Source organism: Streptomyces erythrochromogenes (assembly GCF_040684695.1).
GTDB classification, from domain to species: domain Bacteria; phylum Actinomycetota; class Actinomycetes; order Streptomycetales; family Streptomycetaceae; genus Streptomyces; species Streptomyces erythrochromogenes_C.
In genome coordinates this window covers 127,476-140,919 of the sequence record NZ_JBFBGM010000010.1, presented here as the reverse complement: position 1 = coordinate 140,919, position 13,444 = coordinate 127,476, and the positions used below count along the sequence as shown (strand labels likewise).

The window sequence follows — 13,444 nt, the reverse complement described above, 5'->3', positions numbered from 1 at the left end:
GTAGCGAGGGTGCGCTACGCCGGTTCGACGGGGAGCCACAGCTCGCAGGTGGCGGTGCTGAAGTCGGCCGCGCGCTCCAGGGTGGCGACGATCGACGGACCCGGTCGCAGGCGCCACGGGTTGGAGGGGAACCAGTCGGTCGCGGTCGCCGCCCAGGTCGTCTGCAGGGCCTGCGGGTGCGGCCCGCTGGTACGGAAGACCGCCCACATCCCGCCCGGCACCTCGATGGCGTCGAGGCCGTCCGGGGCCGGTGTGTCCCCGTCGAGGGCGACCCCGTGCAGATAGGTCAGTTCGGTGCCCTCCGCACCGTCGGGGTCGACGTCGTCGGAGACCTGCAGCAGCCCGCCCGGTTCGGTGTCGCCCAGGGCCTTCAGCCGCAGGTGCTCCTCCAGAGGGAGTGCCGCGATGTGCTCCTGGATGTGGGGGTTGACGCCCCGGTGGATGAGCGGGACCCGGGTGGCGTGTCCGACGAGCCGGAAGGCGGGTCGGCTGACGAGGCGGGTGTCCATGGGGATGCTCCCTTCGACGGTCAGGCGGAACCTGAGCTGCGGTTGTGTGCGCAAGGGGCCTCCGGTACGCCGCACTTCACCGGGCCCGGCACCGTGGACCGCGCGGAACGCGCGTCCGAACGCCTCTCCCGATCCGTATCCGTGCCGGACCGCGATGCTGAGCAGGTCCGCCTTGCCGCGGACGACGTCGGCGGCGGCCACGGTCATGCGCCGCCGCCGCACGTACTCCGACAGCGGCATGCCGGCGAGGGACGAGAACATCCGGCGCAGGTGGTACTCGGTCGTACCGAGCGCCCCCGCCAGCCCGGCCACGTCGGGTTCCTCGGCGAGACGCTCCTCGACGAGATCGACCAGCTGGTTGAGTGCAGAGATCACGGGGCCTCCTTTCGACTCCCACCCTGACAGCGGACGCCCCCGCCGCACCCGACTACTGCGGACCGATCCGATCAGGGCGCTCCCCGCGGAGCACCCCCGCACCCCGTGCCCGCCCCTACCGGGCCAGCGCGAACGTGGCGGCCGCGACGGCCCCGCCCAGCGCCGCGCCCGCGAGGACCTGGGCGGGGGTGTGGTCACGGAGCCGCACCCGGGACCAGCCGACGAGGGCGACCACCGGGCAGGCGAGGAGCACCCAGGCCCCGTACGTCAGGGCGAGCATGGCCACGCTCCCGCAGGACACGCCCGCGTGCACACTGATCTTCCACGCGGGGGTGACGGCGAGGAGGGCCGCCAGGGTCAGCAGCATCGCCGCGATCAGCGCGATCATCGTCCGGGGAGCGCCGAAGGCCCACATCAGCAGGGTGCCGGTGGCGACCGACGCGCTGGCGAAGGCCATCACGAGGATGCGCTGCGGCCGTGGCCCGACGTGCCGATCGGCCCAACGGCCCCGGCGGATCCCGTACGTGATGAAGGCCAGCGGGATGCCGGCGGCGAACAGACAGCCGAGCAGCCCCCATCCGACCCCCGCGAGGCCGGCGGTGTGCCAGCCGACGAGCACGCTGTCGGCGATGATCCAGGTCTTGGGATCGAGCCCGTCGGTGACCAGCCGCGCCGCCCGGGACGCGCCGGAGGGGTCACCCCGGTCCTCGGCGCGGCCCATCAGACGCTGTCGAGGAGGCTGCCGAACATCTCCGTGAGCCGGTGCCGCCACTTGTGCCGGCGGTTGCAGTACTGGCTCGGGAACCAGCGCCGCTCCTGCGGAAGCTGCCGGTTGCACCATTTGCACAGGACCGTGCGGCCCCTGCTCGCGAAATCCCCCATGGGCCGAGTCTAACGGCGGTGACCTGCGCCTTCTCCGCACGGGGCCCGGCAGTTGACCGGGCCCCGACCCACGGACCGGCTCAGATGTCCCTGAAGATCTCGATCTGGGCGCCCACCGAGTTGAGGCGTTCGGCCAGTTCCTCGTAGCCGCGGTTGATGACGTAGACGTTGCGCAGGACCGAGGTGCCCTCGGCCGCCATCATCGCCAGGAGCACGACCACCGCCGGGCGGAGGGCCGGCGGGCACATCATCTCCGCCGCGCGCCAGCGGGTGGGGCCCTCGACCAGGACGCGGTGGGGGTCCAGCAGCTGGAGGCGGCCGCCCAGGCGGTTCAGGTCCGTCAGGTAGATGGCGCGGTTGTCGTACACCCAGTCGTGGATGAGGGTCTGGCCCTGGGCGACGGCCGCGATGGCCGCGAAGAAGGGGACGTTGTCGATGTTCAGCCCGGGGAAGGGCATCGGGTGGATCTTGTCGATCGGCGCCTCCAGCTTCGAGGGGCGGACCGTGAGGTCGACGAGGCGGGTGCGGCCGTTGTCCGCCGCGTACTCCGCCGAGCGGTCGTGGTCGAGGCCCATCTCCTCCAGTACCGCGAGCTCGATCTCCATGAACTCGATCGGCACCCGGCGGATCGTCAGCTCCGACTCCGTCACGACCGCGGCGGCCAGCAGGCTCATCGCCTCGACCGGGTCCTCGGAGGGGGAGTAGTCCACGTCCACGTCGATGTTCGGGACGCCGTGGACGGTGAGCGTGGTGGTGCCGACGCCCTCGACCTTGACGCCCAGTGCCTCCAGGAAGAAGCACAGGTCCTGGACCATGTAGTTGGAGGAGGCGTTGCGGATGACGGTGACGCCGTCGTGCCGGGCGGCCGCCAGCAGCGCGTTCTCGGTGACCGTGTCCCCGCGCTCGGTCAGCACGATCGGGCGGTCGGGGGAGACCCCGGCCGCGACCTTCGCGTGGTAGATGCCCTCGGTCGCGGTGATGTCCAGGCCGAAGCGGCGCAGGGCGATCATGTGCGGCTCGATGGTGCGGGTGCCGAGGTCGCAGCCGCCCGCGTAGGGCAGGCGGAAGGTCTCCATGCGGTGCAGCAGGGGGCCCAGGAACATGATGATGCTCCGGGTCCGGCGGGCCGCGTCCGCGTCCATGGCCTCCATGTCGAGGCGGGCCGGCGGGACCAGCTCCAGGTCCACGCCGTCGTTGATCCAGCGGCTGCGGACGCCGATGGAGTTCAGCACCTCCAGGAGGCGGTAGACCTCCTCGATGCGGGCCACCCGCCGCAGGACCGTACGGCCCTTGTTGAGCAGCGAGGCACAGAGCAGCGCGACGCATGCGTTCTTGCTCGTCTTGACGTCGATGGCGCCCGACAGCCGGCGGCCGCCGACCACGCGCAGGTGCATGGGGCCGGCGTAGCCCAGGGAGACGATCTCGCTGTCGAGAGCTTCACCGATTCGGGCGATCATCTCAAGGCTGATGTTTTGATTGCCGCGCTCGATCCGGTTCACTGCGCTCTGGCTGGTGCCGAGGGCTTCGGCGAGCTGACTCTGTGTCCAGCCCCGGTGCTGCCGGGCGTCACGGATGAGCTTGCCGATGCGTACGAGGTAGTCGTCTGCCATGGGGGCACCGTATCTCAGATATGAGATGACTCCTGCGCCGGGTGGGGCGGACGGGTGTGTCGAGCGGCGTGTCGCGGCGTGTCGGGCGGGCGTCGGGCGCGTGTCGCCGCGCCCTGCCGCGCGTTACTGACCGTCAGGTCCCATGGCGGGGCCGCCGTACGCGTGGTGCTCGACGATCCGGCCCAGCAGCCGGGTGAGCTGCCCGCGCTCCGCCGCCGACAGGGGGGCCAGGAGTTCGTCCTGGGCGGTGTCGAGGAGCTGCTCCAGCCGCCGCAGCCGCCGGCGGCCGAGCGGGGTGAGGGTGATGACGTTGCGCCTGCGGTCGTCGGGATCGGGGGCCCGCTCGACCAGTTCGCGCTCGGCGAGTTCGTTGATGACGGCGACCAGGTCGCTGCGGTGGATGCCGGTGCGCTCGCTGAGCGCGGCCTGGCTCGCCGGCCCGGACTCCTCCAGGGCGACCATGGCCGCATAGTGCCATTTGCGGGCATCTGCCCGACTCAAGGCGTCGGTCACCAGGCGCTGCGCGTGGGTGGACGCCTGCCCCAGCAGCCGGCTGGGCAGTTCGCGCAGTCGCGCGGGGACGGCCGCGCCCCCGTTCTCTCCCGTGGTCATGGGGTGATGCTACCGCTTGCGTTAGTGGCACTAACGGTCTAGCTTCGTTTGTGCCACCAACGTTAGTCACCCGAACGATTGAGGGAGGGGCCTGCGATGCCCACGATCGACGTACTCGACTCCACGATGTACTACGAGGACCGGGGCGAGGGCGTGCCCTTCGTCTTCCTCCACGGCAACCCCACCTCCTCCCACCTCTGGCGGGGCGTGCTGCCCCGCATCGAGGGCCCGGTCCGCACCCTGGCCCCCGACCTCATCGGCATGGGCCGCTCCGGGAAGCCGGGCGGGGAGTACCGCTTCGCCGACCACGCGCGCTACCTGGACGCGTGGTTCGACGCCCTCGGGCTCGACGAGGTGGTGCTGGTCGGTCAGGACTGGGGCGGTGCGCTCGCCTTCGACCGGGCCGCCCGCCACCCCGGGCGGGTTCGCGGGATCGCCTTCATGGAGACGATCGTGCGCCCGATGGGGTGGGAGGAGTACCCGCCTGCCGCGCGTGCCCGGTTCGAGGCGATACGTACCCCAGGAGTGGGGGAGGAGATGGTCCTCGACCGGAACGTCTTCATCGAGGACAGCATCCTGAAGACCGTGCTCGACCCCATGAGCGGGACGGACCGCGCCGTCTACGGCGCCCCCTACCCGACCCGCGAGAGCCGGCTGCCCATGCTGCAGTGGGCCCGCTCACTGCCGATCGCCCGGCAGCCGGCCGACGTCGTCGCCGTCGTCGAGCGCTACGACGCCTGGCTGGCCGACAGCCCCGAAGTGCCCAAGCTCCTGCTCACCTTCGACGGCTCGCCCGCACTGATGATCGGCGCCGACGCGGCCGCCTGGTGCGAGCGGAACATCTCGGCGCTGGAGAGCGAGTACTGCGGGCGCGCGGCCCACCTCTGCCCGGAGGACCGCCCCGAGGAGATCGCCGCGGCCGTCAACGCCTGGGCCGCCCGCCACGCCCTCGCCGAGTGACCGGGGCGGACGGGATGGACGGGGCGGACGGGGCGGACCGGGTGGGCCGGGCCTACGCCGCGCCGCGGCGGCCCAGGACCGGTTCGGCCACCAGCCTGGCCAGGCCGCACAGGGTCTGGCCGTGCCGTGCGAACAACTCGTCGCGCGAGTCGTGGTGGCCGAGGTCGGCCAGGACGTACGCCGACAGGTCGCAGGCGGCGCCCGCTCCGTGGCCCGTACCCGTGCCCGTGCCCGAACTCGGGCAGAGGGCCGGCGCCGCGTCCCAGTCGATCGCCGTCCGCGACAGGGCCTCGAACAGGGTCTCCGACCCGGCGTTGGTGAAGCCGCCGGCCTGCGCACCGCCCTGCGCCCCGCCCCCGGGGCGCATCCCGTCGAGGAGTTGCGAGACCGTCAGCCAGGACGCGGGGGCGGGAGCCCCTTCCGACCCCGCCGGGCTCCCGAGCCGGAACTCCGGCCAGGCCAGCAGCACCTGGTCCGGGACGATCCGGCGCAGCCGGGGGAAGCGCGGGTACCAGAACGTGCCGTCCACGAGCAGGCCGCGCACCCGCGTGGGTACCCCGTACGCCCGTGCCACCGCCTCCAGTACGGCCAGCCGCTGGCTGCACGACCCCCGCCCCCGGCGCAGCACCTGCGACACGGGCCGCTCGTCCTGAACGGAGTAGACCGGCCGGACGGCGCCGGAGATCCAGGCATGGGCCCGGTGCAGGACCTCGATCTGCCGCGCGGGGTCCAAGGGAGCCAAGGGAGCCAAGGGGTCCAAGGGGGCCGGGGGGCCCGCCGGGCCCAGCTCGCGCACCAGTGCGGCGACCCGCGGGTCGCGCCAGTCCAGGATCCGGGTCGGCGCGGTGCTCCCCTCCGGCACCGCCCCGCCCCTCACCCCGCCCGACACCCCGACGGCCAACCCGACGGCCATCCCGGCCGTCATCGTCCCGGACTCCGCACCCTCCGCACCGGCTGTCGCGCGGGTCCGGCCCCGGGGCCTGAGCAGCGAGCTCGTCATGGACGCGTCCTCTCGTCAGGCCCTCCCCCCGAGGGCTGGACGCATCCTGACAGAAATTCTGAACACGTTCAATGCCTGATCGTGAGCCGAATGAGGGCATGCGGAAGCGCCCTCCCGACCCCTCGCCCCTCCGGGCGCGGGTGCGTGCCTCGTCGCCGCACCCGGACATGTACTAGAGTTATCTCGACATCGAGATATCTGCCGAAGGCGTACCGCAGCCGCCCCCGCTGGTAAGGGTTACCTAACTTAGCCTTACCTTAGCGGATTGGCCAAGGGGCGTGGCGGCAGGATGCGGTAAACGCGCGAATTCATGCATGAAGGAGACTGTCGTGTCGGCGAACAGCTTCGACGCCCGCAGCACGCTGCAGGTGGGCGACGAGTCGTACGAGATCTTCCGGCTGGACAAGGTCGAGGGCTCCGCCCGCCTGCCCTACAGCCTGAAGGTGCTGCTGGAGAACCTGCTCCGCACGGAGGACGGCGCGAACATCACCGCCGACCACATCCGGGCGCTCGGCGGCTGGGACTCCCAGGCCCAGCCCAGCCAGGAGATCCAGTTCACGCCGGCCCGCGTGATCATGCAGGACTTCACCGGCGTCCCCTGCGTCGTGGACCTCGCCACGATGCGCGAGGCCGTGAAGGCCCTCGGCGGCGACCCGGCGAAGATCAACCCGCTCTCGCCCGCCGAGATGGTCATCGACCACTCGGTCATCGCCGACAAGTTCGGCACGAAGGACGCCTTCGCGCAGAACGTCGAGCTGGAGTACGGCCGCAACAAGGAGCGCTACCAGTTCCTGCGCTGGGGCCAGACCGCCTTCGACGACTTCAAGGTCGTCCCCCCGGGCACCGGCATCGTCCACCAGGTCAACATCGAGCACCTGGCCCGCACGGTCATGGTCCGCAATGGCCAGGCCTACCCCGACACCCTCGTCGGCACCGACTCGCACACCACCATGGTCAACGGCCTCGGCGTGCTGGGCTGGGGCGTCGGCGGCATCGAGGCCGAGGCCGCGATGCTCGGCCAGCCGGTCTCCATGCTGATCCCGCGCGTCGTCGGCTTCAAGCTGACCGGCGAGCTGCCCACCGGCACCACCGCCACCGACCTGGTGCTGACCATCACCGAGATGCTGCGCAAGCACGGCGTCGTCGGCAAGTTCGTCGAGTTCTACGGTGAGGGCGTCGCCGCCACCTCCCTCGCGAACCGCGCCACCATCGGCAACATGTCGCCGGAGTTCGGCTCCACCGCCGCGACCTTCCCGATCGACGGCGAGACCCTGAAGTACCTGCGCCTGACCGGCCGCTCCGAGCAGCAGGTCGCGCTCGTCGAGGCGTACGCCAAGGAGCAGGGCCTGTGGCTGGACCCGGCCGCCGAGCCGGACTTCTCCGAGAAGCTGGAGCTCGACCTCTCCACGGTCGTCCCCTCCATCGCCGGCCCCAAGCGCCCGCAGGACCGCATCGTCCTCGCCAACGCCGCCGAGCAGTTCGCCGTGGACGTGCGCAACTACGTCAGCGACGACGAGGAGGCCGGCAAGGAGTCCTTCCCGGCGTCCGACGCCCCGGCGTCCTCCAACGGTGTGCCCACCAAGCCCACCCTGGTGACCCTGGCCGACGGCACCTCCTTCGAGATCGACCACGGCGCCGTCACCGTCGCCGCGATCACCTCCTGCACCAACACCTCGAACCCCTACGTCATGGTCGCCGCGGCGCTCGTGGCCAAGAAGGCGGCCGAGAAGGGCCTGACCCGCAAGCCGTGGGTCAAGACCACCCTGGCCCCGGGCTCGAAGGTCGTCACCGACTACTTCGACAAGGCCGGCCTGACCCCGTACCTGGACAAGCTGGGCTTCAACCTGGTCGGCTACGGCTGCACCACCTGCATCGGCAACTCCGGTCCGCTGGATGAGGAGATCTCGAAGGCGATCAACGAGGCCGACCTCGCCGTCACCTCGGTGCTCTCGGGCAACCGCAACTTCGAGGGCCGCATCAACCCCGACGTCAAGATGAACTACCTGGCCTCCCCGCCGCTGGTCGTCGCGTACGCCATCGCGGGCTCCATGAAGGTGGACATCACCAAGGACGCCATCGGCACCGACACCGACGGCAAGCCGGTCTTCCTCGCGGACATCTGGCCCTCCGAGGCCGAGGTCAACGACGTCGTGGCGAACGCCATCGGCGAGGACATGTTCAGCAAGTCCTACAGCGACGTCTTCGCGGGCGACGCCCAGTGGCAGGCGCTGTCGATCCCGACCGGCAACACCTTCGAGTGGGACCCGCAGTCCACCTACGTGCGCAAGCCCCCCTACTTCGAGGGCATGACCATGGAGACCACCCCGGTCTCCGACATCGCCGGCGCCCGCGTGCTGGCGAAGCTGGGCGACTCGGTCACCACCGACCACATCTCCCCGGCCGGTGCGATCAAGGCCGACACCCCGGCCGGCAAGTACCTCACCGAGCACGGCGTCGAGCGCCGCGACTTCAACTCGTACGGTTCCCGCCGCGGCAACCACGAGGTCATGATCCGCGGTACGTTCGCCAACATCCGCCTGCGCAACCAGATCGCGCCGGGCACCGAGGGCGGCTTCACCCGCGACTTCACCGTCGAGGGCGGCCCGGTCTCCTTCATCTACGACGCCTCGCAGAACTACCAGGCCGCCGGCATCCCGCTGGTCATCCTGGCCGGCAAGGAGTACGGCTCCGGCTCCTCCCGCGACTGGGCGGCCAAGGGCACCGCGCTGCTCGGCGTCAAGGCCGTCATCGCCGAGTCCTACGAGCGCATCCACCGCTCCAACCTGATCGGCATGGGCGTCCTGCCCCTGCAGTTCCCCGAGGGCGCCTCCGCGGCCTCCCTGGGCCTCACCGGCGAGGAGACCTTCTCCTTCACCGGTGTGGAGGAGCTGAACAACGGCACCACCCCGCGCACCGTCAAGGTGACCACCGACACCGGTGTCGAGTTCGACGCGGTCGTCCGCATCGACACGCCGGGTGAGGCCGACTACTACCGCAACGGCGGCATCATGCAGTACGTCCTGCGGAACCTCATCCGCGGCTAAGGGCGCGCCAGGCGGAGCGATCCGCCGTCTGTCGGCACCATAGGGCCGTACCCCCGACCAGGGGGTGCGGCCCTTGTCGCTTTTCCGCGGCGGTGGTCCCATGTGACGGACAGGTCTCAACTCGGAAAAGCCGGGAACGATCCTTGTGCACGATCTTGCTCAGCCGAGCGGAAGTGGACTATACCTGTGCCCGTCCGGGCCACTGGCGTGATGAGCGGTCCCGGGCCGGGGGATGCCGGGGGGACCTGTGGTGACGCCCGCATGCACGGCAACTGCCGCGATTTCCGGCCTCCTTCACACTCCTGACGAAGGTGAGGACATGAGCATGGGATCCACTGGTGAGGGCTTCGGCCGCCGTGATCTGATCAAGCGTTCCGCAGCGCTCGGACTGATCAGCGTGCCGACGATGAGCTTCCTGTCCGCCTGCGCCTCCGGCGGAGAGGACACCACGAAGGGCCCCGACAAGGGGGCCGTGTCCAAGGAGAACCCCTTCGGCGTCGCCAAGGGCGGAAAGATGGACGTCGTCGTCTTCAAGGGCGGCTTCGGCGACGACTACGCGAAGGCATGGGAGGCCGCCTTCGACAAGAAGTGGGGCACCACCAGCTCCCACCTCGGCACCCAGGAGATCACCGGAAAGCTGCAGACCCGCTTCAACGGCGGCAACCCGCCGGACGTCGTGGACAACTCGGGCGCCCAGAAGATCAAGCTGGACGTGCTCTTCAAGAGCAACCAGCTCGCCGACCTCACCCCCGTGCTGGACGCCCCCTCCCTCGACGACCCGACCAAGAAGGTCCGCGACACGCTCATCGCGGGGACCATCGAACAGGGCACGCAGGGAGGCAAGTTCGTCTCGCTGAACTACGTCTACACGGTCTACGGCTTCTGGTACTCGGGGAAGCTCTTCAAGGAGAAGGGCTGGACGCCGCCCAAGACCTGGGACGAGTTCCTCGCGATCTGCGCCAAGGCCAAGGAGGCCGGCCTCGGCGGCCTCGCCCACCAGGGCAAGTACCCGTACTACATCAACGTCGTCATCATGGACCTGATCGCCAAGAAGGGCGGTCTGGACGCCATGAAGGCGATCGACAACCTGGAGCCGAACGCCTTCGAGGGCAACGCGGCAGCCCTCGCCGCCGTCGAGGCGGTCTACGAGGTCGTCGAGAAGGACCTGCTCCTCCCGGGGACGAACGGCCTGACCCACACCGAGTCCCAGACCGCCTGGAACCAGTACAAGGCCGCCTTCATCCCCTCCGGCTCCTGGCTGGAGAACGAGCAGCTCAAGCAGACGCCCGACGACTTCGACATGCAGTTCCTGCCGGTCCCGGTGCTCGCGGACAGCAAGCTGCCCTTCGAGGCCATCCGGGCCGGCGCGGGCGAGCCCTTCATCGTCCCGGAGAAGGCCGCCAACAAGCCCGGCGGTCTGGAGTTCATCCGTTCGATGCTGTCCCGCGAATGGTCGACGATCTTCGCGCAGCAGGCGAACTCGCTCACCGTGGTCAAGGACGGCGTGGACCCGAGCGTGAAGCTGCGGCCCGGCACCCAGTCGGCGGTGACCGCCCTCAAGGCGGCGGGAACCAACACCTTCAATTACCTTTACCCCGACTGGTACAGCGAGATGGACACGGCGATCCAGGACGCGTCCAACGAGCTGATGGCCAAGCGGATTCAGCCGAAGGAGTGGATCAAGCGGGCCCAGGCGGCGGTCAACAAGGCGGCGCAGGATCCCAACGCCAAGAACAACCGTCGCAGCTGACAGCACGCCCCACCGGTCACCGGCACACCAGGGACGGACACCATGAGCCAAGTAGTCCGGGGCAGGGGACGGACCGGCTTCATCGCCGGCTTCCTCCTCGCACCCCTCGCGCTGTATCTGACCTTCGTCATCTGGCCGTACGTACAGACGTTCGGCTACTCCTTCACCAACTGGACGGGGCAGTCCCCGACGTTCGACTTCGTCGGCATGGACAACTACTCCGCCCTGATGAAGGACGAGGTCTTCCGCGGGGCGCTCTGGAACAACCTGCTGCTCCTGGTGTTCGTCCCCGTCGTCACCATCCTGCTCGCCCTCTTCTTCGCCTTCATGGTGAACGCGGGCGGGCGGGGCGGGGCCGGCGGGGTGCAGGGCGTGGCCGGCTCGCGCTTCTACAAGGTCGTCTACTTCTTCCCCCAGGTCCTCTCCCTGGCCATCCTCGCGGTGCTCTTCGGCGCCGTGTACCGCACCGACGAGGGCGGCCTGCTCAACGGCGTCCTCATCAGGCTCGGCATCGTCGACCGGATGCACCCCATCGAATGGCTCAACGAGCCGAGGCTCGTCCTGTGGTGCCTGCTCCTCGTGGTGGTCTGGCACGGCGTGGGCTTCTACCTCGTCCTGTTCTCCGCGGCCATGCAGTCCGTCCCCAAGGACATCTACGAGGCGGCCCTCCTCGACGGGGCGGGCCGCGCCCAGACCTTCTTCCGGGTCACCCTGCCCCTGCTGTGGGACTCCGTGCAGACCTCCGCGGTCTATCTGGGCATCGCCGCGATGGACATGTTCGTCCTGGTGTCGACCATGACCTCCGGCCAGTTCGGCGGCGGCCCCGACCATCACAGCGAGGTCATGGCCACGGTGCTGATGAGGAACTTCCTCTACTTCGGCAAGAGCGGCTACGCCTGCGCCATGGGTGTGGTCATGCTCGTCCTCACCATGATCCTTTCCGTCATCACGCTGCGCGCCACCCGCCGCGAGCGCATCGAGTTCTGAGCCGGAGACCGTCATGACCACAGTGATCAAGGCTCCGGGCGAATCCGCCGCGGAGCGGTCCGGCGGAGCCGGCACGAGCGGAGAACAGGGCGCCGGACGCTCCGAGGGCATGGTCCTCAACGTCTTCTCCCACGGCTTCCTCGTGCTGTGGGCCGTCCTGATCGTGCTGCCCCTGATCTGGCTGGCGCTCGGCTCCTTCAAGACCGACGCGCAGATCGGCGGCTCGGCCCTCAGCTGGCCCTCCAACTGGAACCTGGATGCCTTCGGGCGGGCCTGGGACAAGGGCATCGGCGACTACTTCGCCAACACCCTCATCGTGATGGTGTTCTCGGTCCCGCTGACGATGCTGCTCGGCTCGATGGCGGCGTACGTCCTGGCCCGCTACCCCTTCCCGGGCAACCGGTTCATCTACTACTTCTTCGTCAGCGGGGCGATGTTCCCCGTCTTCCTCGCGCTCGTCCCGCTGTTCTTCATGGTCAAGCGGTTCGACATGCTGAACACCTACCAGGGCCTGATCCTCGTGTACGTGGCGTACTCGATGCCGTTCACCGTCTTCTTCATGCACTCGTTCTTCCGCACCCTGCCGACGGCGGTGCACGAGGCGGCGGTGATCGACGGAGCCTCCGACACCCGGATCTTCTTCCAGGTGATGGTGCCGATGGCCAAGCCCGGCCTGATCAGCGTCGGGATCTTCAACGTCCTGGGCCAGTGGAACCAGTACATCCTGCCCTCCGTGCTGATGCAGCCCCAGACCGGATCCGACCCCGAGCGCTACCTGCTCACCCAGGGCCTGATCCAGCTCCAGCAGCAGCAGGGCTACGAGACCGACCTGCCCGTGCTCTTCGCCGGCGTGACCATCGCGATGATCCCGATGCTGGTCGTCTACCTCTCCTTCCAGCGGCAGATCCAGGCGGGCCTGACCTCGGCGACGCTGAAGTAGCGGCACCCCGGCGGCCCCGGCGGCCCCGGCGGAGGCGCCCCGGCGGCACGGCGCCGGCCCGGAGGCGGCCGGCCCGCCTCCGGTGCCGCGCGAGGTGCGGTCCGAGGCCTTCCGCAGCTTGTACAGCAGCCCGGACCCCGGGTCGCCGACCTCCTGGCTGATCCGGGGCTCCTGCCCGGTGCCGTCGACGTGCCAGGCCTGCCAGTGGCACACGGGGATCTCCACGCGGACCCTCTGCGACCACACGTCGTGCCCCGGTTCGTAGAACCAGGTGCCGGAGCCCGAGCACCGTCGATAGGGCTCGCCGGGGCGGTCTCCGCGGCGGTGCACGCCCACGCCGGAGGCCTCGACCCGGCCGTCGGCGGTGAAGACCAGTGTCCCGCGCGTCTCGTCGATCCAGGTGCCCGGCATGGTCTGCGGCCCGATCCTCGGCGGCTCGTACGCGAGGCCGACCGCGAGTCCGAGCGCGCCGAACACCGCGGTCCCCACCACCGCCGCCGCGCCCCACAGCGCCACCCGCCGCACCAGGCCATCGCCGAGGGGGAGGGCGATCAACGCCCCCAGGGAGAGCAGGGCCGTGGCCGAGGCCCAGAAGAGCAGCGTGGACTCCGTCTCCGTGTCGTTGTGCGTGGCGTAGATCAGGACGGGCGCCGCCAGCAGGGCGGCCACCGCCGGAGGGGAGGCCACCGCCGCCCACCACGCCGCGCGCCCGCCGAGTCCCCGGACGATCAGGTCGGCCAGTGCGACGGCCGGCACGACGAAGACCAGCGACAGC

General features: G+C 70.0%; 12 protein-coding genes. 6 read left to right on the top strand and 6 right to left on the bottom strand.

Annotated elements, in window-relative coordinates; translation table 11 throughout:
• Positions 1-14: 14 nt before the first annotated feature.
• From AB0O53_RS17555 to AB0O53_RS17535, 5 genes are all read right to left on the bottom strand, one after another.
• Positions 15-884 (bottom strand): AraC family transcriptional regulator, encoded by an 870-nt coding sequence (locus tag AB0O53_RS17555; protein WP_365196481.1) that lies wholly within the window; start codon positions 882-884, stop codon positions 15-17.
• Between the two features lie 115 nt (positions 885-999).
• Entirely contained in the window at positions 1,000-1,605 is a 606-nt protein-coding gene (locus AB0O53_RS17550; RefSeq protein WP_350993974.1) for a hypothetical protein, read from the bottom strand.
• The gene (locus AB0O53_RS17545; RefSeq protein ID WP_350993972.1) at positions 1,605-1,766 is read right to left on the bottom strand and encodes a hypothetical protein; all 162 of its coding nucleotides are present in this window, start codon (positions 1,764-1,766) and stop codon (positions 1,605-1,607) included. Before AB0O53_RS17545 ends, AB0O53_RS17550 begins: the two co-directional genes overlap by 1 nt.
• Positions 1,767-1,846: 80 nt before the next feature.
• Positions 1,847-3,376, bottom strand: coding sequence for a helix-turn-helix domain-containing protein (locus tag AB0O53_RS17540; RefSeq protein WP_350993932.1), 1,530 nt, complete (start codon positions 3,374-3,376; stop codon positions 1,847-1,849).
• A 123-nt stretch (positions 3,377-3,499) separates the two neighbouring features.
• Positions 3,500-3,988 carry a MarR family winged helix-turn-helix transcriptional regulator gene (locus AB0O53_RS17535; RefSeq protein WP_350993930.1) on the bottom strand — a complete coding sequence of 163 codons (489 nt, stop codon included), beginning with the start codon at positions 3,986-3,988 and terminating at the stop codon, positions 3,500-3,502.
• A 96-nt stretch (positions 3,989-4,084) separates the two neighbouring features.
• Here AB0O53_RS17535 and AB0O53_RS17530 point away from each other — a divergent pair, with 96 nt between their 5' ends.
• The gene (locus AB0O53_RS17530; protein WP_365196476.1) at positions 4,085-4,948 is read left to right on the top strand and encodes a haloalkane dehalogenase; all 864 of its coding nucleotides are present in this window, start codon (positions 4,085-4,087) and stop codon (positions 4,946-4,948) included.
• 52 nt (positions 4,949-5,000) lie between these two features.
• Here AB0O53_RS17530 and AB0O53_RS17525 read toward each other — a convergent pair whose 3' ends face one another.
• Positions 5,001-5,948 carry a transglutaminase domain-containing protein gene (locus AB0O53_RS17525; RefSeq protein WP_435886656.1) on the bottom strand — a complete coding sequence of 316 codons (948 nt, stop codon included), beginning with the start codon at positions 5,946-5,948 and terminating at the stop codon, positions 5,001-5,003.
• Positions 5,949-6,277: 329 nt separating this feature from the next.
• Here AB0O53_RS17525 and acnA point away from each other — a divergent pair, with 329 nt between their 5' ends.
• The 5 genes from acnA (at position 6,278) to AB0O53_RS17500 (ending at position 13,306) form a co-directional block, all read left to right on the top strand.
• A complete protein-coding gene (acnA, locus tag AB0O53_RS17520) occupies positions 6,278-8,992 on the top strand; it encodes an aconitate hydratase AcnA (protein ID WP_350994169.1) in 2,715 nt (904 codons plus the stop codon).
• A 325-nt stretch (positions 8,993-9,317) separates the two neighbouring features.
• A complete protein-coding gene (gene ngcE, locus AB0O53_RS17515) occupies positions 9,318-10,742 on the top strand; it encodes an N-acetylglucosamine/diacetylchitobiose ABC transporter substrate-binding protein (protein ID WP_403140740.1) in 1,425 nt (474 codons plus the stop codon).
• A gap of 42 nt (positions 10,743-10,784) precedes the next feature.
• Positions 10,785-11,729: a carbohydrate ABC transporter permease gene (locus AB0O53_RS17510; RefSeq protein WP_350993925.1), complete on the top strand. Its 945-nt coding sequence runs from the start codon at positions 10,785-10,787 to the stop codon at positions 11,727-11,729.
• Positions 11,730-11,742: 13 nt separating this feature from the next.
• A complete protein-coding gene (locus tag AB0O53_RS17505) occupies positions 11,743-12,669 on the top strand; it encodes a carbohydrate ABC transporter permease (protein WP_350993924.1) in 927 nt (308 codons plus the stop codon).
• 364 nt (positions 12,670-13,033) lie between these two features.
• Positions 13,034-13,306 (top strand): hypothetical protein, encoded by a 273-nt coding sequence (locus AB0O53_RS17500; RefSeq protein ID WP_365196471.1) that lies wholly within the window; start codon positions 13,034-13,036, stop codon positions 13,304-13,306.
• Positions 13,307-13,444: the final 138 nt, after the last annotated feature.